We start from the raw sequence: 21038 nt of genomic DNA, 5'->3' as shown, positions 1-21038 counted from the left end.
CAGCCGTGCCCCGCTTCAGCGTCATCGTCCCCTGCTTCAAGGTGCAGGGCTTCCTGCGCGAGTGCCTGGACTCGGTCCTCGGGCAGTCCTTCCGGGACATCGAGGTGATCGCCGTGGACGACCGCTCCCCGGACGGCTCCGGCGCGATCCTCGACGAGTACGCCGACCGTGACCGGCGGGTCCGGGTGCTGCACCTGCCGGAGAACGTCGGGCTCGGCCGGGCCCGCAACGCCGCGCTGCCGCTCGCCTCCGGCGACTTCCTCCTCTTCCTGGACAGCGACGACACCCTCGCCCCGGGCGCGCTGCGCGCCATGGCCGACCGGCTGGCCGAGGCCGCCGACCCGGACGTGCTGGTCTTCGACTACGCGCGCACCTACTGGTGGGGCGGTACCCGGCGCAACGCCCTGGCACGGGTGCTGGCCGAGGCCGCCGACGGCACCTTCACGGCGGCCGAACGCCCCGACGTGCTGGACCTCCTGATGGTGGTGTGGAACAAGGCCTACCGGCGGGAGTTCGTCGAGGAGGGGCGTTTCGAGTTCCCGCCCGGCTACTACGAGGACACGCCCTGGACGTTCCCGGTCATGCTCAGCGCGGGCCGGATCGCCGCGCTGGACCGGATCTGCCTGTACTACCGCCAGCGCCGGCAGGGCAGCATCCTGTCCACCACCAGCCGGAAGCACTTCGACGTCCACGACCAGTACGAGCGGGTGTTCGCCTTCGTCGACTCCCGCCCGGAGCTGGCCTGCTGGCGGCCCTACCTGCACCGGAAGATGGGCGAGCACTGTCTGGACATCCTCGCCAAGCCGGACCGGCTGCCCCCGTCGGACCGGGCCGAGTTCTTCCGCCGCACGGCCGAGCTGTTCCGCGCCCACCGGCCCCCGGGAGCAGTCCTGGACGGCGATGTCCGTGTGCTGGAGGGCGGTTACGCCGCCTACCGGCTGCGGCGGCAGGCGGGGCGGGCCGAACGGGAGCTGGCACGGCGGGCGCTGAAGGTCCGCAAGGCGGCGGCCCGGCGGGGCAAGGACGGCTGGGCCGCCCTGCACGCCCGCCGGCCGCTGGACCCCGACCTCGTCCTGTACTCGGCGTTCCACAGCCGCGGGGTGCTCGGCGACCCGGCGGCGGTCCACCGGGCGGCGCGCGAGGTCGCCCCGCACCTGCGCGGGGTGTGGGTGGTGCGCGACCCCGAGCAGGCGCGGGAGACCGGGCTGCTGCCGCCCGAGGTGGAGTACGTCCTGCCCGGCACCCCGCGCTACCGCCGGCTCGCGGCACGGGCCTCGTACTTCGTCAACAACGTCAACTGGCCCAACGCACCCGCCAAACGCCCCGGCAGCGTGCACATCCACACCCATCTGGGCACGCCGCTGAAGTACATGGGCGCCGATCTGCTGGACAGGCCGGGCGCCCGGCGCGGCCTGGACGTGCCGCGAATGCTGGACCGCGCCGACCGCTGGGACCACAGTCTGGTCGCCAACCGCCATTCCGAGCTGGTCTGGGAGCGGGCCTACCCCTGCCGGTTCGCCTCCGCGCGCACCGGTAGCCCGCGCAACGACGTGCTGGTCGGCGCGGCGGCCCGGGGCGGGCCGGACGCGTCGGACGGCTCGGCGGTCCGCGCCCGCCTCGGCATCGCGGCGGACCACACGGTGGTGCTGTACGCGCCGACCCGGCGCGAGTACCGGCGCGGCGGGCACGTCGAACGGATCGACCTGGCCCGGTTCGCCGAGGACCTGGGCGCTGGCCACACACTGGTGGTCCGGCTGCACCCCTCGCTGGCGGCCGGCCCGGCGCGCGGGACGGGCCTGGCCGAACTGCACCGGCGCGGGGTGCTCGTCGACGCGACCGACGAGCCGCACGTCGAGGAGGTGATGCTCGCCTCGGACGTGCTGGTCACCGACTACTCCGCCCTGATGTTCGACTACGCCAACCTGGACCGGCCGATCGTGGTGCACGCCGACGACTGGGCCGCGTACGCGGCGAGCCGGGGCGTCTACTTCGACGTGCGGGCCGAACCGCCCGGCCATGTGTCGCGCTCCTACCCGGAACTGGTGCGGCTGTTCGCGTCCGGCCGCTGGCGGGACGCCGAGTCGGCGCGGCTGCGGACGGCGTTCCGGGCGCGCTTCTGCGAGTTCGACGACGGCTGGGCGGCCGAGCGGGTGGTGCGGACGCTGATCCTCGGCGAGGAGGACTGGACCCCGCCGGAGCCGTCCGCCGGGACCGCCGCGCCGTCCCCCGGCACGGCCGGCCAGGTGCCCGCGCAGGCCTCCGGCCGCGACCGGCTCACGTCCTCATGAGGGCGCTCGCCGGGCCGCGTGACCGGCTCCGCCCGCGAAGCCCGCGCGGCTGGGTGCTGCTGCTGGCCGTGCTCTTCGCGCTGCTCCAGCTCGGCACCGTCACCGGCCGGGACTCCCCCGACACCAAGAACTACCTGTCCTACGCCCTGAGCCTGCGCGGCGAGGACAAGCGTGAGACGGCGGCCGTCACGATCGACTACGCCTGCGCCGGCCGGGCCGCGCGGGCGCGCCGCCGGCACGGCGTGGACGTGCTGCGCTTCCGGGAACCGAGCCCGGCCGCCCGGGTGACCGAGGAGTGCCGGGCCCGGCTGTGGCGCGAGGTGGACGCCCGGCTGCGGGCCGGGCAGACCGGCGGGCACACCCTGCCGTTCATGCCGGTGCGGTTCATGCGGATCTTCGAGGCGCGGCCGGGCTATCCGGTGCTCCTGGTCCCGTTCGTCACGGTGTTCGGCGTGACCTGGGGCCTGTGGGCGGCGGGCGTGGCGGTCACGGTGGCGGGCGGCGTCCTGGTCTACCTGGTGCTGCGCACCCGGCGGGTGCCCGTGCCCCTGGCGCTGACCGGTCAGGCCCTCTACTACGTCCTGCCGTGCGGCACCACCGCGATGCGGCCGATGGCCGAGGGCCTGATGCTGGCGCTGACCCTGGCGGCGCTGTGGGGCTGCGCGCTGGCCCTGGACGGGCGCGGCCGGTCCGGCGTCGTCCTGGTCGGCGGGGCGCTGGCCGCCCTGTTCGCGGTCAAGCACTCCCAGGCGCTGTTCCTCGCACTGGGCATGGCCGCCGCGAGCGCGCTGGTCACCGTGCGGCCCTGGCCGCGACGCGGGCCGGCGCGGCGCGCGGTGCCGGCGATCACGGCGGTGGCCTGCTGCGCCGTGGCCGGCACGCTGCTGCTGGCGCGGGCGCTGCACTACCCGACCGAGACCGACAGTCTCCAGGACCTGCTCACCGATCACTACGCCCTGCCCGACCGGGCCCGGCCGTGGCCGGAGCTGCTGCGGCTGGAGGGCGGCTTCTGGCGGGAGTGGCTGCGGCGGCAGTTGTGGCAGCCGCTGTTCGCCGCCCTGCTCGCCGCCGGCGCGTGGGGCGCGCTGCGGCGGGGCGGGCGGGCGTTCGGCGTCTTCGTGGTGGCGGCCGCGTCCACCGGGTTCCTCACCCAGGCGGCGCATCCGGACATCACCGTGTGGGGCGAGCGGCTGATCGTGCTGGCCTGGCTGCTGCCGGTGGTGGGGGTGCCGCTGCTGCTGGACCGGGTGGCGCGCGCGGCGCCCTGGTCGGCGGCGGGCGTCCCGGGGCCGCGGTCGGCCGGGGGCACGGCGACCGGGGCGGTCACCCGATGAGGTGATGCGGACGGGCCGGGCGTACACCGGTCGGAGTGACACGGGCGGGGCCGCCGAGGCAGGTGGGAACATACGAACAATGCCCCGTAGATCCCCGTCCGCCCCCGCGTCCACACCGGCGCCGTGAGCGCCGGCGTCATGAGCGCCGGGGTCCTCGCCGGGCGGCGGCCCGTGCGCGGCCGGACCGCGCCGGAGGGCGCCCGCGGCCGGCGGCCGAGCCCCTACCTGGTGTGCGGACTGCTGTTCTGGCTGGTGATGTCCCTGGCGTACTGGCGGGTGCCGCTGTGCTGCGACGCCGGCCAGCACGCCGCGGTGATCGAACGGCTCAGGGCCGATCTCCTCCACCCCCGCCACCCGATGGCGGACCTGCCGGGAGCGGGCAGCCCGTACTACTCGCCCTACGCCCTGGCCGAGGGTCTCTTCGCGCGGCTGACCGGGCTGTCGGGGTGGCATGTGCTGCGGCTCGCCGGGCCGTTGAACCTGCTGGTCCTGCTGACCGGTCTCGGGCGCTTCGTGCGCGCGCTGACCCCGCGGCGCTGGGCGCCGGTGCTCGCGCTCGGCTCGATGACGCTGCTGTGGGGCACCGAGCGGGCCTGGTGGAGCGGCTACCTCGGGCTGATGTCGATGACGGGCAATCTCGGCTACCCGTCGACGTTCGCGACCGGTCTCGCCTTCTGGGCGTGGGCGCTGACCGGACGCCTGGCGCGGGACGCGGGGCCGGAGCGCGCAGTGGGGCCGCGGCGGTGGGCGGACGGTGTGCGCTTCGTGGGGCCGGGTGGGCTGCCCGGCTTCTCCGGCTACGCGGCGCTCGGCGCGCTGTGCGGACTGGTCCTGCTGGTCCACCCGATCACCTCGGTGGCGGCCGGCGCGGGCGTGGTCGCCTGCGCGGCGGGCCCGTGGGGCGCCCGGCGGGGGGCCCGGCGGGGCGCGCTGGCGGGCCGCTGGGCGCTGGCGGCGGCCGTGGCGCTGGCCGTCGCGGCGAGCTGGCCGTACTTCGACGTGTTCGCGCTGGCCGGGGACGGCCGGCTGGACGGACTGCACCGGTCGCTCTACGACGGCCTCGGCGGCCACTTCTGGCTGGCGCTGCTCGGGCTGCCCGCGCTGTGGAAGCGGGCGCGCCGCTCGCGCGGCCCGGACCCGTTGGCGCTGATGTTCCTGCTCGACTGCGCGGTGGTGGCGTACGGCTGGTTCAGCGGCCACTACACCTACGGCCGGATCCTCGGCCTGACGCTGCTGGGGCCGCAGCTCGCGCTCGCCGTGGAGCTGGCGGCCCCGCGCCCCTGGGGGCCCTGGCGCCACGCGCTCGGCCTGCTGGCTGCCGCCGGCGCCTGCGTCGGACTGGTGACCGTGCAGGCCGGGGCGGTGGTGCCGCGCTCACTGGATCCGGTCGGCTTCGCCCAGCCGCCGCGCTGGCCGTCGTACGACTGGGCGGCACGGTACCTGCGGCGCGGCGACGTGGTGCTCGCCGACGGCTACTACGCCCGGCACGCCGTCGCCGGGTACGGCGTCGGCCTGGTCGCGCCCCTGTGGCCGGACCCCGCGCTGGACGAGCGGGAGCGGGCGCGGCGGACGGCCGCCGTGCGCGCCTACCTCGCTCCGGCGGCCGGCCGCGCCGCCCGCACCGCCGTCGTCCACCGCTACCACGTGCGCTGGCTGCTGCTGACGCGGTGGCGCGCGGTGCCCGGGGAGGCGGTGGTGGTGGCGTGGAACCGGCGGACCGGGGAGGTGCTGGCACGGGTCGCGGGCTGAACCGTCGCCGGGCCGGGAGGTGTTACTCGATGACGAGTTCGACCGGGATGTTGCCGCGGGTGGCGTTGGAGTACGGGCAGACCTGGTGGGCCTGCTCGACCAGTTCGCGGCCGGTCGCCTCGTCCACGGACTCGGGCAGCTCCACGCGCAGGGTGACGGCGAGCGCGAAGCCCTCGCCCTGCCGGCCGATGCCGACCTCGCCGGTGACGGCGGCGTCGCTCACGTCCACCTTGGCCCGGCGGCCGACGAGGGCGAGGGCGCTGGCGAAACAGGCGGCGTAACCGGCGGCGAACAGCTGCTCGGGGTTGGTGCCCTCTCCGTCGCCGCCGAGCTCCACCGGCGGGGCGAGCTGCACGTCCAGCTTGCCGTCGGTGGTGAAGGCGCGGCCCTCCCGGCCGTGGGTGGCGGTGGCGACGGCGGTGTAGAGCGCGTCCATGGAAAACCATCCCTCTCGAGAACGGGTGAACGTCGGGTCCGGGCAGTCGGCGCGGCCCGGACGGTCCGGGCGTCCGGGCCGCCCGGACGACCACGAGTAGAGCACACAATTAAGTTGTGCACAACTTAATGATGCCCAGAGCTATCCTGGGGGCATGACTACCGAGCTTCCGACGGCCGCCGCACCGGACGAGGACTGGCTGCGCCTGGACGACCAGATCTGCTTCTCGCTGCACGCCGCCGCACGCGCCTTCAACGGCGTGTACCGGGTGCTCCTCAAGGAACTGGGCCTGACCTACCCCCAGTACCTGGTGATGCTGGTGCTGTGGGAGGACGGCGAGACTCCCGTGAAGCGGCTCGGCGAGCGCCTGCGCCTCGACTCCGGCACCCTGTCCCCGCTGCTCAAGCGGCTGGAGGCGGCCGGCCTGGTGAGCCGGGAGCGCAGCGCGCGCGACGAGCGGTCGGTTCAGGTGCGGCCCACCGCGCGGGGCGCGGCGCTGCGCGAGCGCGCCGCCCTGGTGCCGCGCCGGATCATGACGGCCACCGGCTTCACCCTCGACGAGATCCGCGACCTGCGCGCTCGCCTCGACCGGCTCACCGGCGCCCTGGACGCGGCCGCCCTGGAGGAGACACCGGGCTGCCGGTGACCGGCCGGGCGCACCGCCGCCGGTGACCGGCCCGCCCGCGCGGCGGCCGCACCGCGCCGCACCGCGCCGCACCGGGCGGGCGGGCAGGCGGGCCGCCCGGCCGGCGTCGGCCGGGCGGTTCGACGCGGTTGGCGGCCTTTTCGCCGGTGGACGGCGTATCGGCGCTCACACGGCATTCGCGAGGTCTACGATCCGCCGTGATGAGTGCCTTCCGGAGCGTGCCGCGCGCCCTCGCCCGCGCGTCGACGAGACACCGCCTGCTCGCCCTGACGGCCGCCTGGCTCCTCACGCGCGCCGCCATGCTGTGGCTGCTCGCCCACAACACGCGGCCGCTGCTGGGCCGGGGCGCGGTGGCGCGCGAGGTGTGGAAGCTGTACCAGCACTGGTACGCGGTGCTGTCCCACGGCGCCTTCCCCGCCCACGACACGCTGTGGCAGTACCCGCCGGGCGCCGGGCCGGTGCTGCTGTCGCCCTCGCTGCTGCCGGGCCTGACGTACTTCCAGTCCTTCGTGGCGCTGACCCTGGCCGGCGACGCGCTGATCGCGCTCGCGCTGGCCCGCGCGGGCACCCGCCCCGGACGCCGGCTGCTCGGGGCCGGCTACTGGACGCTGGGCCTGCCGCTCCTGCTGCACGTGCCGCTCGCCCGCTACGACGTCCAGGTCACCGCGTTCGCCGTGCTCTCGCTGCTGGCCCTGGGACGCTCCACGCGCGCGTGCGGCGCGCTCGCCGCCCTGGGCGCGCTGGTGAAGGTGTGGCCGGCCCTGGTGCTGCTGGGCACCCCCCGGGGCCGCGGCAGCCGGTCCGCGTGGACCTGGGCGGCGGTCACCGGGGCCGCCGCCGCGCTGGTCCTGGTCGGCGTGTTCCGCAACCCGCTGGCCTTCCTCCGGCAGCAGGGCGGGCGGGGGGTGCAGATCGAGTCGCTGGGCGGCACGGCGCTGGCCTTCGCCACGCACGCCGGGTGGCCGGGGAGGGTGCGCTACCAGTACGGGGCGCTGGAGTTCACCGGACCGCACGTGACCACCGTGGCGCACGTCTCGCTGGCCCTGTCGGCGGCGGCGTTCGGGCCGCTGCTGCTGTGGCGCCTGCGGGCCCGCCGGTGGACGCCGGCGACCCCGTACGACGCCGCGCTGAGCGCCGTGCTGCTGTTCACCGTCACCAGCCGGGTGATCAGCCCGCAGTACATGATCTGGCTGCTGGGGCTGGCCGCGGTGTGCCTGACCTCGCGGGAGACCGGGCAGCGGCCGGTGGCCGCGCTGGTCGCGGCCGCGTGCCTGGTCAGCGCGGCCGCCTACCCCACGCTCTACCACCTGGTGGCGTCCTGCACCTGGACGGGCTGCGCGCTGATGCTCGTCCGCAACGGTCTGCTCACCGCCGCCGCGGTACTCTCTTTCGCCCGGCTGTGGGGCGCGACGAGACCGGCGGCGCCGCGCAGGCAACCCGGGCCGGGCCCGCACCGTCTTCCGCGGGGGACTCTGAGTCCCTCCTGACGGTAAGGACCGCCCTCCCCCCCAACAGCAGATTTACCGCCCTCGCCTACGATTCCCGCCCGTGGACCCCATGCACCCGCACCCCCACCAGACACCCCGCGTCGGCGTCGTCGTCATCGGATACGACGACGCCGCCCACATCGCCCATGCGGTGCGCTCGGCGCTCGCGCAGGGGCCCGCCGTCCGCGAGGTCGTCGCCGTCGACGACTGTTCGACCGACGGCAGCCACGAGCTGCTCACCCGTCTTGCCGGGACGGAGCCGAGAGTGCGGGTGATCCGGCGCGAGACCAACAGCGGCGGCTGCGGCAGCCCGCGCAACGCCGGCATCGACGCGGTGACGTCGCCGTACGTGATGTTCCTCGACAGCGACGACGTGCTGCCGCCGGGCGCGGTGGACGCGCTGCTCGCGGCCGCCGAGGAGGAGCTCGCGGAGGTGGTCGGCGGCCTGTGCGTGCGCCGGGAGCTGCCCTCCGGGCGCGAGGTGCCGTGGCAGGAGTCGCTGTACGCGCGACGGACCGTCCTCACCCGCCCCGAGCAGCTTCCGCGCCTGGTGCACGACACCCTCTGCGTCAACAAGCTGTACCGCACCGACTTCCTGCGCGAGCACGCCATCCGCTTCCCCGAGGGCCGCTTCCCCTACGAGGACATCGTGTTCACCGCGCGGGTGCTGGCCGCCGCACCGCGCCTGGCCCTGATCCCGGACCGGGTGTACGTGTGGAACGTGCGCCGGTCCGCCGCGCGGCTGTCGATCTCGCTGGACCGCGCGGACGTCGGCAACTGGCGGGCGCGCACCGAGGCGAACCGGCAGGCGTACGAGATCCTGCTGGGCGCCGGGCGGAAGAAGCTCGCGCGGACGGCCCGCGCCAAGTTCCTCGACCACGAGCTGCGCATGTACGCGCGCGAGCTGGGCCTGCGCGACGCGGAGTACCGTCGCGCCTGGTGGGCGCAGACCCGGGAGCACCTCGGCGAGTACGACGCGGCCGACTGGGCCGCCGACCCGGCCGCGCCCGGCCGGCTCCTCGCCCGGGTGGTCATGGCCTCGCCCGAGCCGCGCGACCTGGGTCGGCTGAAGGAGCTCGCCGCCCGCCCGGCCCGGCTGTGCCCGCCCTACGCGCGCGCCGAGGACGGCACCCCCCTCTGGTCGGCCGACCTGCCGCAGGTCACCCTGGAGCCGTACCTGACCCGGCCGGCCCACCAGCTCCCGCTCGCCGTGGACGCGGCGCTGCGCCCCCGGGCGCGTGCCACCGTCCTGCGGCTGCGCCTGCACGAGATGTACGGCCGGGTGGCGGCCGCGCGGCCGCGGGCGCTGGAGGTGGAGTGGCGGCACCGGGAGACGGGCCGCCCGGCCGCCGGGCCCGTCACCGTGCCGCTCGCGCTCTCCGCCGACGACACCTGGTCGGCGGAGACGACCGTGGACCTGACGACGCTGGGCGCGGGGACCTGGGACCTGCGCCTGAGCGTGAGCTTCGCCGACGGCACCTCCCGCGAGGTGACGGCGCACGCCCGCACGGGCGCCGGCCTGCTGCGCCGCAGCGTCGTGCCGAGCCTCCGGTTCGGCGTCCTGCTGGCCCAGCCGTACGCCACCCACTCCAGCGCGCTCTCCGTGCGCCTGGCGACCGGCCTGCGCGGCGTGACGTCCGTTCTGCGCGGCAGGCTCCGCCGCCTGCTGCGCTGAGGCCGCGTCCGGCAAGACGACGACCCCTGCCTTCCCTGACGAGGAGACGCTCCATGACCTGGCTGATCACCGGCGGCGCCGGCTACATCGGAGCGCACGTGGTCCGCGCGATGACCGAGGCGGGACTGCGGGCCGTGGTGCTCGACGACCTGTCCACCGGCATCGCCGAGCGCGTGCCGGACGGGGTCCCGCTGGTGGTGGGCTCCACGCTGGACGCGGACCGGGTGGCCCGGGCACTCGCCGAGCACGAGGTCACCGGCGTCGTGCACATGGCGGCGAAGAAGCAGGTCGGCGAGTCGGTGGAGCGACCGCTGCACTACTACCGGGAGAACGTCGAGGGCCTGCGGGTGCTGCTGGAGGCGGTGACGGCAGCCGGGGTCGGCTCGTTCGTGTTCTCCTCCTCGGCGGCGGTGTACGGCATGCCGGACGTGGAGCTGGTCACGGAGGAGACCCCGTGCGCGCCCCTGTCGCCGTACGGCGAGACCAAGCTGGCGGGCGAGTGGCTGGTCCGCGCCACGGGGCGCGCCACCGGCCTGTCCACGGCCTGTCTGCGGTACTTCAACGTGGCGGGCGCGGCACGTCCCGAGCTGGCGGACACCGGCGTGTTCAACCTGGTCCCGATGGTCTTCCAGAAGCTCACCGAGGGCGCCTCGCCGCTGATCTTCGGCGACGACTACGCCACGCCCGACGGCACCTGCGTCCGCGACTACATCCACGTGGTGGACCTCGCGGAGGCCCATGTGGCCACGGCCCGCGCCCTGCAGGCCTCCCCCGGCCGCGCCCTGACCCTGAACATCGGCCGCGGCGAGGGCGTCTCCGTGCGTGAGATGATCGACACGATCCACGCCGTGACCGGCCACCACCGCCCCCTGGCGGTCGCCCCGCGCCGCCCCGGCGACCCGGCCCGCGTCGTCGCCTCGGCCGACCGCGCCGCCGCCGAACTCGGCTGGAAGTCCCGGCACGACGTCCACGACATGATCGGCTCGGCCTGGTCCGGCTGGCTGCGCCTGCACCCGGAGGCGGCCCGGGACTGACCCGGGGACCGCCCGCGCGCCAGGCCGGAGACCGCCTCGGCCCCGGTGCGCACGCGATGAGCCCGCGCCGGAAGATCCGGCCGCCCGCACGCGGGGGACGGGGCCCGCTTCGGCGGGCTCCGTCCCCCGCGTGTTTTGGTCCCCAGGGCCTGTGGTCGCCTTCCCGTCGTCGGGAAGGCGACCACAGGCCCTCCGGCCTCAGAGAGCCTTGATCGCCTCCGCCGTGCCGCGGGCCAGGGCGCCCAGGTAGCCCTTGGGCAGTTTCGGGGTGCGGATGACGACCGAACGCCAGTACAGCGGTCCGGAGATCAGGTCCAGGGCCAGGTCGCGGTCGAGGCCGGCGCGGATCTCCCCGCGCTCCTCGGCCGCCGCGAGGATGCTGCTGGCGACGCTCTCCTGGCCGTCGCGCAGCGCCTTCTGCATGGCTTCGGCGATGTCGGGGTTGCGGGCCGCCTCGGCCTGGAGGTCGGGGATGATCTGCGAGGCCACGGGGTGGCGCAGGGCCCGGGAGGTCACCTCGTACAGCAGCCGCAGATCCGTCTGAAGGGAGCCGGTGTCGGGCGCGGGCAGGCCCTGGACCGCCAGCGCGGAGACGACGTCGAGCACCAGGTGCAGCTTGGAGCGCCAGCGGCGGTACACCGCAGTCTTGCCGACGCCCGCGCGCCGGGCGATCCCCTCGATGGACATGCGCGCGTAGCCGACGGCCGCGAGCTCCCCGAAGACGGCCGCCCGGATCGCCTCGGTCACGTCCTCGCGGAGTACGGCCGCCCCGGCGGGAGCGCGGCGGCGCGGACGCGTCTGGGGTTCGTCGGCGTTCGTCGTCATGCCGTCCAGCATAGGGCGTGACGACGATACGGTTGCGTTCCGACGCCCGTTGGCCCTACGCTCCCGTTGCGACGATACGGTCCCGTTCCGACGTAAGAGAACGAGAAGAGAACCGTAAGGAAACGGACGACGGACACGGAGCGGACGCCGCACCCCCTCCCCCCGAGCGAAAGCAGCGGATGTGAGCCAGGTCCTCCACACACCGCCCCCCGCCCCGGCCCAGGCCGAGGACGACCTCGCGGCGCTCGCCGCCCGCCACGGCCTGTCCGTCAGCGGCGCCCGCCCCTCCCTGCCGGAGTACGTCCGCCAGCTGTGGGCGCGGCGCCACTTCATCACCGCGTTCGCCACCGCCAAGCTCACCGCCCAGTACAGCCAGGCGAAGCTCGGGCAGGTCTGGCAGGTGGCCACCCCGCTGCTGAACGCGGCGGTCTACTACTTCATCTTCGGTGTGCTGCTCGGCACCAAGCACGGCGTGGCCGACTACATCCCGTTCCTGGTCACCGGCGTGTTCGTGTGGACGTTCACGCAGAGCTCGGTCATGGCGGGCACCCGCGCCATCTCCGGAAACCTCGGTCTGGTGCGGGCCCTGCACTTCCCGCGGGCCGCGCTGCCCATCTCCTTCGCGCTCCAGCAGCTCCAGCAGCTGCTGTTCTCCATGGCCGCGCTGGTGCTGATCCTCTTCCTGTGCGGCGTGCCGGTCGCCCTGTCCTGGGTGCTGACGGTCCCGGCGCTGCTGCTCCAGTTCGTCTTCAACGCCGGCGTGTCGATGATCATGGCCCGGATGGGCGCCAAGACACCGGACCTCGCCCAGCTCATGCCGTTCGTCCTGCGCACCTGGATGTACGTCTCGGGCGTCATGTTCAGCATCGACAAGACGCTGAAGAACACCACCCTGCCGCACTCGGTACAGGTGCTGCTGGAGGCCAACCCCGCCGCCGTCTACATCGACCTGATGCGCTTCGCGCTGATCGACAGCTTCCACGCCAAGCAGCTCCCGCCCCATGTGTGGGCGTACGCGCTGGGCTGGGCGCTGCTCGCCGGCGTCGGCGGCTTCGTCTACTTCTGGAAGGCTGAGGAGAGGTACGGCCGTGGCTGAGCAGAGCACCGAGAAGGTCCCCACCGTCGTCGCCGACAAGGTCGACATCGTCTACCGGGTGCACGGCACCGGCGCCGGGCGCGGTTCCGCCACCGCCGCCCTCAACCGCATCATGCGCCCCGGGAAGGCCGCCAAGGCCGCCGGCGTGCGCCGGGTGCACGCGGTGAAGAAGGTGTCGTTCGTCGCCTACAAGGGCGAGGCGATCGGCCTGATCGGCACCAACGGCTCCGGCAAGTCCACCCTGCTCAAGGCGGTGGCGGGCCTGCTGCCGGTGGAGAGCGGCAAGATCTACACCAATGGCCAGCCCTCCCTTCTCGGCGTCAACGCGGCGCTGATGAACGACCTGACCGGCGAGCGCAACGTCCACCTCGGCGGCCTGGCCATGGGCATGTCCCGGGAGCAGGTCAAGGAGCGCTACCAGGACATCGTCGACTTCTCCGGGATCAACGAGAAGGGCGACTTCATCACGCTGCCGATGCGGACGTACTCCTCCGGCATGGCGGCCCGGCTGCGGTTCTCCATCGCCGCCGCCAAGGACCACGACGTGCTCCTCATCGACGAGGCCCTGGCCACCGGCGACCGCTCCTTCCAGAAGCGCTCGGAGGAACGCATCCGGGAACTGCGCCGGCACGCGGGAACGGTGTTCCTGGTCAGCCACAACAACAACTCAATCCGCGACACCTGCGAACGCGTCCTGTGGCTGGAGCGCGGCGAACTGCGCATGGACGGCCCCACCGAGGAGGTCCTGAAGGCCTACGAGTCCTTCACCGGCGGCAAGTGACCCGCCGGGCCGGGGCGCGGCGGGTCACGGCCGGATCACGGTGCCACCGCGTACAGGACCTGGCCCCCCGGGCCCCGGGCGACCGGGCGCAGTCCGGGGGCCGCCGCGGCGCTGTCCACGACCCAGCGGACGCCGTACGTCCGCAGGATGCGCCCGCGGACGTCGCGCGGCGTCCCGCGCCGGTAGTAGCGCTGGACGGCGTGCTCGCGCTCCGCCTCGTCCGGCAGGAAGAACTCCGGGTAGCCGGGGACGACGGTGAAGGCGCCGTAGGCCGGGATCAGCCGGGAGGGGAAGTCGCGGGCCATGACCACGTCGCCGTACCTCACGTACGGGGTGATCCAGTGGTAGCCGGCCCAGGGTGACGTGTAGTTGACGGAGAGCGCCGCGGGCAGCCGGGCGCGGCCCACCACGTATCCGAGCACCCCGGACTGGGTCCACGCGCCCACCGCGAGCGCCGCCGCCAGCGCCCAGGCCCAGCGGATCCGCACCGCGCGCGGGCCGCCCTGGACCACCGCCAGCGCGGCGGCGAGCTGGGCCGGGACGAGGGCGGCGGGCAGCGCCCGCCCCCAGGAGTAGTGCCCGCTCACGAAGCCCGCCGCGCACACCAGCGCGCCCAGCGCGAAGAACACGACCAGGGGGTCCCGGTGGTCGCGTCGCCACCGCGGGACGAGCGCGGCCGCCCCGAGCAGCGCCAGCCAGTACCGGCCGGCGAAGTGGTCGTAGAGGGCTCGGTGCACCTCCTCCAGGTCGCCGCCGGCCGAGAACAGCGCGAAGAAGTCGTAGTACGGCCACAGCCACAGCACCAGCAGCCCGAGCGCGGCGCCGGCGGCGAGCCTCGGCCACTGTGCGCGTGGGGGCCGGGCGGCGAGCACCGCGGCGAGGGCGCCGAGGGTGGCCACGACCCCGGTGAACTGGTGGCACAGCAGGATCACCGCCCACAGTGCCCCCAGTCCGAGCCAGGTCCCCCACCCGGTCGGCGCGCGCAGCGCCCGGCTGAGCCAGGCCCAGTGGTGGAAGGCGAGGCCGAGGGCGAGGACGCTCGGGTACGACACGGTCAGCGCGAACGAGTTCAGGGAGAGGAAGCCGCTCCAGTTGATGAGGACGGTGCCCCACAGCAGGACGAGGCTCAGGGCGGCCAGGGCGGGCGCCGCCCGGTGCGCGCTCAGCGTGCGCACGTACCGCCATACGCCCGTCGCCAGCAGCACCGACCCGGTGAGCGCCGCGAGCCGCAGCACGACGAAGACCGACAGTCCGCTCACCCGGGCCACGCAGCCGAGCACCAGCATCCACGGCGAGTAGTACGGGCTCGGCGTGTCGACGTCGACGAGCGGGTTGCCCGGGTGCCGGAGGCTGTGGCGCAGGCGCTGGATGGTGGCCGCGTGCATGCCGAGGTCGCCGGCCCACGGCAGCCGGACGATCACCAGGAGGAGCAGGACGCCGAGGAGCGCGACGGCTGCCCAGGGTGCGACGGAACGTTTCGCGACCACCGGTGGCCGGGGGGCGGCCCTTCCGGCGGGACGCGCCTCAGGCGGCGCGGAGTGCATTGTTCCGGGAAAGCCGGGCGCGGTGGACGAGGAAACGGAATGCCGGCGCCGGGCCGAGGGAGAGGACCTTTGGCGTATTCACGACGGTCGGGCCGCGCATTCCGGGACCGTGACCGGCGGGACGGAACCGGCCGCTTTCCCCGGTCCCCTCGAACTCGCCGGAGACGGGAAAGAGGGCGCTTCGGCGGGGCGTGCGGGCGGCCCGGGGACGCCGGGCGGAAGGACGGGAGCCCAGGTGGTTCCCGTTCCTGGTGGGACGGCCGGCCGGGGCTGCGGCGGGCGTCGCCCGTCGCGCCGTGCCACGCGACGGGAAAACCCAAAAGTTGATGATTACACGACTACCGGGGAAGGGAACGGCGAATTCCGCCGCCGCCAGGAGGCCGCGCGTGACTGACAGAGGCCGAGGAGGAGGGCCCGCGCTCACCGCGACACGTGCGGGTACGGGAATGGGTGCGGCCGGACGACTCTCGGCGAGATTCACAGTCACTCGACAACGCTACCCGAATGATCCCGATAAACAGGAAAGGTTAAATTCCCGTGTGGCGTTCCCTGGAAAGTGACAAGAAACGACATGACCGCGCCCCCGGCCGTGACGGCCGGGGGCGCGAATCGGCGAGGGACGACTACGAATGCGTGCGCAGCAGCGTCCGCATCGTCCGCATCGCCACCGACAGGTTGGCGAGGTCGAACGCGTCCGAACCGCGGATCTCCTCGAGCGTGGTGCGCGCCCGGGACAGGATCGCCGCGTTCTTCTGCTCCCACACCTTGAACCGCTGTTCCGGCGTCGAGGTGCCGTTGCCGGCGGCCAGGACGTCCGCCGTCAGCGCCGAGTGCGCCGCGTACAGGTCCTCGCGGATCGCCGCGCGGGCCATGGACTGCCAGCGGTCCGCGCGCGGCAGCTCGATGATGCGGTCCATCAGCTGGGTGATGCTGAGCCGGTCGGCGAGGTCGTAGTACACCTCGGCGACGTCCATCGGGTCCTTGCCCATGCGGTCGGCCACCGAGACGATGTCGAGCGCCGGGAAGGCGGAGGAGAACCCCGCCACCCGCGTGGCCAGCTCGTCCGGGACGCCGGCGCCGGACAGCTCGTCGTAGACCTGCTGGTACCACTCCAGGTCCGTGCCCTTGAGCAGCTTGGGCAGCTGCGCCCACACCTGCTCCACCCGCTCGGCGAAGAACTCCACCGTCTCGCCGAGCTGGAGCGGCTGCGGCCGGTTGTTCAGCAGCCAGCGCGTGCCGCGCTCGACCAAGCGGCGCGAGTGCAGCCGGATCCGGGTCTGGACATCGGCCTCGACCTGGTTGTCCAGTGCCTCCACCGCGTCCCACACGGGTGCGGAGCGGAAGATCGCACGGGCCACGGTCTGCGCCCGGACGATCTCCTCCAGCGACGCGCCGGTCTCCTCCCGCAGCCGGTGCAGATAGGTCGTGCCACCGGTGTTGACCGTGTCGTTGACCAGGACGGTCGTGGTGATCTCGCGGTGCAGCGGGTGGCTGTCGATCTGCTCGCCGAACTGCTCGCGCAGCTGGGTCGGGAAGTAGGCGTGCAGCAGCGTGCGCAGGTACGGGTCGTCGGGCAGCGAGGTGTGCAGCAGCTCCTCGGCGACCGTGATCTTCGTGTACGCCAGCAGGACGGCCGTCTCCGGGCCGGTCAGGCCGTGCCCGGCGGCCAGTCGCTCGCGGATCTGCCGGTCGGTGGGCAGGAACTCCAGCGCCCGGTCGAGATGGCCCTCGCGCACCAGGTGCCTCATGAAGCGCTGCTGGGCGTGGACCATGTCCTTGGACTGGGCGAGCGCGTTGGCGATCGCCGTGTTCTGCGCGTAGTTGTTGCGCAGCACCAGCGCGCCGACCTCGTCGGTCATCTGGGCGAGCAGCTTGTTGCGCTGCTTGACGGTCATGTCGCCGTCCGTGACCAGACCGTTGAGCAGGACCTTGATGTTCACCTCGTGGTCGGAGGTGTCCACGCCCGCGCTGTTGTCGATGGCGTCGGTGTTGACCCTGCCGCCGTCCTGCGCGAACTCGATCCGGCCGAGCTGGGTGCAGCCCAGGTTGCCGCCCTCGCCGACGACGGCCACCCGCAGGTCCTTGCCGTCGACCCGGATGGCGTCGTTGGCCTTGTCGCCGACGTCGGCGTTGGACTCGGTGGACGCCTTGACGTAGGTGCCGATGCCGCCGTTCCACAGCAGGTCCACGGGGGCCTTGAGGATCGCCCGCATCAGGTCGGCCGGGGTCAGCTTGGTGACGCCGGACTCGATGCCGAGGGCCTCGCGGATGTGCGCGTTGACCGGGATGGACTTCAGGCTGCGCGGGAAGATCCCGCCGCCGGCCGACAGCAGTCCGGTGTCGTAGTCGGCCCAGCTGGAGCGCGGCAGGTCGAACAGGCGGCGCCGCTCGGCGTAGCCGGTGGCCGCGTCCGGGTTCGGGTCGATGAAGATGTGCCGGTGGTCGAAGGCGGCCACCAGCCGGATGTGCTCGCTCAGCAGCATGCCGTTGCCGAACACGTCACCGGACATGTCACCGATGCCGACGACCGTGAAGTCCTGGCTCTGGGTGTCCACGCCCAGCTCCCGGAAGTGCCGCTTGACCGACTCCCAGGCACCGCGGGCGGTGATGCCCATGCCCTTGTGGTCGTAGCCGGCCGAGCCGCCGGAAGCGAAGGCGTCGCCGAGCCAGAAGTCGTACGACTGGGCGACCTCGTTGGCGATGTCGGAGAACGTCGCCGTGCCCTTGTCGGCCGCGACCACCAGATAGGTGTCGTCGCCGTCGTGGCGCACCACGTCCTGCGGGGGAACGACCTCGCCCGCGACCATGTTGTCGGTGATGTCGAGCAGCGCCGAGATGAACGTCCGGTAGCTGGCGACGCCCTCGGCCAGCCAGGCGTCCCGGTCCACGCCCGGGTCGGGGAGCTGCTTGGCGACGAAGCCGCCCTTGGCGCCCACCGGCACGATGACGGTGTTCTTCACCATCTGCGCCTTGACCAGGCCGAGGATCTCGGTGCGGAAGTCCTCGCGCCGGTCGGACCAGCGAAGACCACCCCGGGCGACCTTGCCGAAGCGCAGGTGCACGCCCTCCACCCGCGGCGAGTACACCCAGATCTCGTACGCCGGGCGCGGCGCCGGCAGGTCCGGGATGGCCTGCGGGTCGAACTTCATGGAGACGTAGTCGTGCGGCCGGCCGGCCGCGGCCTCCTGGAAGAAGTTGGTGCGCAGGGTCGCCTTGACGACGGTGAGGAAGGACCTGAGGATCCGGTCCTCGTCGAGGGAGGCCACCTGGTCGAGGGCCGCGTCGACCTCTTCGAGCAGGGCGTCCACCAGTTCGTGCCCGGCCCGCTGCCGCTCCGGCGCCATCCGCGCCTCGAACAGGGAGACGAGCAGGCGGGTGGTGTGGACGTTGTTGCGGAGGGTGTCCTCCATGTAGTCCTGGCTGAAGGTGGACCCGGCCTGGCGCAGGTACTTGGCGTAGGCGCGCAGCACCATGGCCTGCCGCCAGGTCAGCCCGGCGCTCAGCACCAGCGCGTTGAACCCGTCGTTCTCCGCCTTGCCGGTCCAGGCGGCGGCGAACGCGTCCTGGAAGCGCTCACGGGCGTCGTCGCCGAGGTGGTCGCCGATCCCGGCCGCGTTGCGGGGCATCCGCAGACCGAAGTCGTAGATCCAGGCCGTCGTGCGGTCCGCGCAGCGCAGCTCGTACGGCCGCTCGTCGGTGACCTCCACGCCGAGCCGGCTCAGCACCGGCAGGACCTGCGAGAGGGAGACCGAGCCACCCTTCTGGTAGATCTTGAACCGGCGCTCCTCGGAACCGGCGCCCACCGGCTCGTACAGGCTCAGCGCGAACGTCTTGTCCTGGTCGAGCTGCTCCAGGTTGACCAGGTCGGCGACGGCGGCGCGCGGGGGGTGGTCCGCCTTGTAGCCCTCGGGGAAGGCCGCCGAGTAACGGCGCAGCACCTCGGCGGCGCGCTCCTCGCCGAGTTCGGCGGTCAGCGCCTCGGAGAAGGCGTCGGCCCAGGACCGGGCGGCCTCCACCAGGCGGGCCTCGATGCGCTCCCGGTCGGCGTCGGAGAGCTGCGGCAGCTCGGTGCCCTGGGGAACGCGGACGACGAAGTGCAGCCGGGACAGGATCGACTCGGTGTTCCAGGCGGTGAAGTCGACGCTGGTGCCGCCGAGCTCCTCCTTCAGGATGTCGATGATCCGCAGGCGCACACCGGTGGTGTAGCGGTCGCGCGGGAGGTAGACGAGGGCCGAGTAGTAGCGGCCGTACTCGTCCTGGCGCAGGTACAGCCGCAGCCGACGGCGCTCCTGCAGGTAGAGCACGGAGGTGACGATCGACTGGAGCTCGGCGGCCGGGGTCTGGAACAGCTCGTCGCGCGGGTAGGTCTCCATGATCTGGAGCAGGTCGCGACCGTCGTGGCTGTTGGGCGAGAACCCGGCGCGGTCCAGGACCTCCGCCACCTTGCGGCGGATCACCGGCACCCGGCGCACCGACTCGGTGTACGCGGCGGACGAGAACAGGCCGAGGAAGCGGCGCTCGCCGACCACCTCGCCCTTGTCGTCGAACTTCTTGACGCCGATGTAGTCCAGGTACGACGGCCGGTGCACGGTGGCCCGGCTGTTGGCCTTGGTCAGGACGAGCAGCTTGTGCTCGCGGGCCTTGGCGCGGGCGTCGGCGGGCAGCCGCTCGAAGGACGGGCTGACCGGGTGGCTGTCGTCACCGCCGTGCTGGGGGTCCGATCGCAGTATGCCGAGCCCGGTGCCGGGCACGGCGGCCAGGGAGTCGTCGTCGCGCAGCCGGTACTCGCGGTAGCCGAGGAAGGTGAAGTGGTCGTCGGCCAGCCAGCGCAGCAGCTCGCGGGCCTCCTCCACCTGCGGCCCGGGCAGGTCGGCGGGGACCGGCTCGTCGGGCAGGCCGTCCGCGATGCGGGTGGCCGCTTCGCGCATCTTCTCCCAGTCCTCGACGGCCTCGCGGACGTCGGAGAGCACGCGCAGCAGGTCGGAGGTGATCTGCTTGAGGTCGGCGCGGTCGGTCTCGCGGTCGATCTCGACGTGGATCCAGGACTCGACGTGCGCGTCGTGCGGCAGCGGCTCGCCGGCCGACGTGGCGGGCAGCACCTCCAGGAGCTTGCCGGTCAGGTCGCGGCGGACCACGAACTGCGGGTGGACGACGACGTGGATGCCGCGTCCCTGCCGGGTCAGTTCGTTGGTGACCGAGTCCACGAGGAAGGGCATGTCGTCGGTGACGACCTCGACGACGGAGTGGCTGCAGGTCCAGCCGTTCTCCTCGACGGTCGGGGTGTGCACCCGCACGTTGGCCGTGCCCTGCGGGCGGGTCTCCGCCAGCCGGTAGTGCGAGAAAGCGGCTCCGAAGACGTCGACCGGGTCGCGGTCGGCGAGGTCCTCCGGGGCGGTGTGCAGGTAGTAGCGCTGGAGGAACGAGAGCACCGAATCCCGGTCCGGGGTGCCCTCGCCTGTCGTCCCGGCCGGGAGGTGCCCCCCGGCCGGACTGTTCTCAGCTACCCGAACGGCCCTTTCGAGCAGCTCGGCCTTGGCTTCGTCCAGCTTGGTCTGCATTGTCCTCTGGCTCCTGTCGCGCGCCGTTGCGTGACGTTGAAGGAAGTACGGTCTCTTCCCCTTCGGCGTAACGTCCCGGTCCGGGTTGTCCGGCCCATACCGACGCTATGCCGCTGGGTGAGATGAGCGGGGGGTTATCGGCCATCTTCGACGCGCCCGGGGGATGTGACGCTGCTCTCCACGGCGCCGCTTCCCGGGGTTGACGCGGCGTCCTGGGGGCCGTCGAGGCCCCGTCCCGCCCGCGAGGACCAGCGACCGCCGCCCGGTCACGGATGTGGTCCGTGCGCACCGGGCGCTGGGCGAGGGCGACGGCGCCCCCGCGAACTATCGCGCTGATCACGCCACAAGGCTATCGCTCTTGCGGGGTGAGCCGTCATGAGCCGTATGTGTACAAAACCGAGGGCATAACTTTGACGTTCTGCACAGGGGGCGGGAGGTGCGCGTGGCGTATGCGCCGCGCATGCGGGGCGGCATGGGCGGGGTGGGGCAGCGTCTGGGGCGCAGGCACCGGCCGGTGGGTCGGCGACGGGCCGGCGCCCGGCTCATGGGCCCATGGCCCGGCCAGGCGGCCCGACGGACGGCCCC

Annotated in this window: 13 protein-coding genes; 9 read left to right on the top strand and 4 right to left on the bottom strand. The window is 73.5% G+C overall.

The window, feature by feature from the left end:
* The first annotated feature begins 5 nt into the window (after positions 1–5).
* From ACF061_RS32340 to ACF061_RS32330, 3 genes are all read left to right on the top strand, one after another.
* Positions 6–2288 carry a CDP-glycerol glycerophosphotransferase family protein gene (locus tag ACF061_RS32340; protein ID WP_392270559.1) on the top strand — a complete coding sequence of 761 codons (2283 nt, stop codon included), beginning with the start codon at positions 6–8 and terminating at the stop codon, positions 2286–2288.
* A complete protein-coding gene (locus ACF061_RS32335) occupies positions 2285–3622 on the top strand; it encodes a hypothetical protein (RefSeq protein WP_392270558.1) in 1338 nt (445 codons plus the stop codon). Before ACF061_RS32340 ends, ACF061_RS32335 begins: the two co-directional genes overlap by 4 nt.
* Before the next feature lie 138 nt (positions 3623–3760).
* On the top strand, positions 3761–5371 hold the full coding sequence (locus ACF061_RS32330) for a hypothetical protein (RefSeq protein WP_392270630.1): 1611 nt from the start codon (positions 3761–3763) through the stop codon (positions 5369–5371).
* 22 nt (positions 5372–5393) lie between these two features.
* On the opposite strand, the gene ACF061_RS32325 is transcribed toward ACF061_RS32330, so the two are convergent.
* Positions 5394–5807: an organic hydroperoxide resistance protein gene (locus tag ACF061_RS32325; RefSeq protein WP_392270557.1), complete on the bottom strand. Its 414-nt coding sequence runs from the start codon at positions 5805–5807 to the stop codon at positions 5394–5396.
* 154 nt (positions 5808–5961) lie between these two features.
* On the opposite strand from ACF061_RS32325, the gene ACF061_RS32320 reads away from it, so the two are divergent.
* From ACF061_RS32320 to galE, 4 genes are all read left to right on the top strand, one after another.
* Positions 5962–6453, top strand: coding sequence for a MarR family winged helix-turn-helix transcriptional regulator (locus ACF061_RS32320; protein ID WP_392270556.1), 492 nt, complete (start codon positions 5962–5964; stop codon positions 6451–6453).
* 200 nt (positions 6454–6653) lie between these two features.
* A complete protein-coding gene (locus tag ACF061_RS32315) occupies positions 6654–7940 on the top strand; it encodes a glycosyltransferase 87 family protein (RefSeq protein ID WP_392270555.1) in 1287 nt (428 codons plus the stop codon).
* A 70-nt stretch (positions 7941–8010) separates the two neighbouring features.
* The gene (locus ACF061_RS32310) at positions 8011–9615 is read left to right on the top strand and encodes a glycosyltransferase family 2 protein (RefSeq protein ID WP_392270629.1); all 1605 of its coding nucleotides are present in this window, start codon (positions 8011–8013) and stop codon (positions 9613–9615) included.
* Between the two features lie 53 nt (positions 9616–9668).
* Positions 9669–10649: a UDP-glucose 4-epimerase GalE gene (gene galE / locus ACF061_RS32305; protein WP_392270554.1), complete on the top strand. Its 981-nt coding sequence runs from the start codon at positions 9669–9671 to the stop codon at positions 10647–10649.
* 198 nt (positions 10650–10847) lie between these two features.
* Here galE and ACF061_RS32300 read toward each other — a convergent pair whose 3' ends face one another.
* Positions 10848–11474, bottom strand: coding sequence for a TetR/AcrR family transcriptional regulator (locus tag ACF061_RS32300; RefSeq protein WP_392270553.1), 627 nt, complete (start codon positions 11472–11474; stop codon positions 10848–10850).
* 181 nt (positions 11475–11655) lie between these two features.
* On the opposite strand from ACF061_RS32300, the gene ACF061_RS32295 reads away from it, so the two are divergent.
* The gene (locus ACF061_RS32295) at positions 11656–12570 is read left to right on the top strand and encodes an ABC transporter permease (RefSeq protein ID WP_392270552.1); all 915 of its coding nucleotides are present in this window, start codon (positions 11656–11658) and stop codon (positions 12568–12570) included.
* Positions 12563–13351, top strand: a complete 789-nt coding sequence (locus ACF061_RS32290; RefSeq protein ID WP_392270551.1) for an ABC transporter ATP-binding protein — start codon at positions 12563–12565, stop codon at positions 13349–13351. The genes ACF061_RS32295 and ACF061_RS32290 overlap by 8 nt, the downstream gene beginning before the upstream one ends.
* Positions 13352–13386: 35 nt before the next feature.
* Here ACF061_RS32290 and ACF061_RS32285 read toward each other — a convergent pair whose 3' ends face one another.
* Positions 13387–14895: a hypothetical protein gene (locus tag ACF061_RS32285; RefSeq protein ID WP_392270550.1), complete on the bottom strand. Its 1509-nt coding sequence runs from the start codon at positions 14893–14895 to the stop codon at positions 13387–13389.
* Positions 14896–15518: 623 nt separating this feature from the next.
* Positions 15519–20453: an NAD-glutamate dehydrogenase gene (locus tag ACF061_RS32280; protein ID WP_392270549.1), complete on the bottom strand. Its 4935-nt coding sequence runs from the start codon at positions 20451–20453 to the stop codon at positions 15519–15521.
* Positions 20454–21038: the final 585 nt, after the last annotated feature.

Origin of the sequence: Streptomyces sp. NPDC015220, from assembly GCF_043079345.1 — a bacterium.
Taxonomy (GTDB): Bacteria; Actinomycetota; Actinomycetes; order Streptomycetales; family Streptomycetaceae; genus Streptomyces.
This window is presented reverse-complemented; position numbering and strand designations above follow the sequence as displayed.

Excerpts from the sequence above, each read along its gene's own strand:
- ACF061_RS32335 (WP_392270558.1), top strand. The coding sequence starts at position 2,285 with ATGAGGGCGCTCGCCGGGCCGCGTGACCGGCTCCGCCCGCGAAGCCCG.
- ACF061_RS32330 (WP_392270630.1), top strand. The coding sequence starts at position 3,761 with ATGAGCGCCGGGGTCCTCGCCGGGCGGCGGCCCGTGCGCGGCCGGACC.
- ACF061_RS32325 (WP_392270557.1), bottom strand. The coding sequence starts at position 5,807 with ATGGACGCGCTCTACACCGCCGTCGCCACCGCCACCCACGGCCGGGAG.
- ACF061_RS32320 (WP_392270556.1), top strand. The coding sequence starts at position 5,962 with ATGACTACCGAGCTTCCGACGGCCGCCGCACCGGACGAGGACTGGCTG.
- ACF061_RS32315 (WP_392270555.1), top strand. The coding sequence starts at position 6,654 with ATGAGTGCCTTCCGGAGCGTGCCGCGCGCCCTCGCCCGCGCGTCGACG.
- ACF061_RS32310 (WP_392270629.1), top strand. The coding sequence starts at position 8,011 with ATGCACCCGCACCCCCACCAGACACCCCGCGTCGGCGTCGTCGTCATC.
- galE (WP_392270554.1), top strand. The coding sequence starts at position 9,669 with ATGACCTGGCTGATCACCGGCGGCGCCGGCTACATCGGAGCGCACGTG.
- ACF061_RS32300 (WP_392270553.1), bottom strand. The coding sequence starts at position 11,474 with ATGACGACGAACGCCGACGAACCCCAGACGCGTCCGCGCCGCCGCGCT.
- ACF061_RS32285 (WP_392270550.1), bottom strand. The coding sequence starts at position 14,895 with ATGCACTCCGCGCCGCCTGAGGCGCGTCCCGCCGGAAGGGCCGCCCCC.
- ACF061_RS32280 (WP_392270549.1), bottom strand. The coding sequence starts at position 20,453 with ATGCAGACCAAGCTGGACGAAGCCAAGGCCGAGCTGCTCGAAAGGGCC.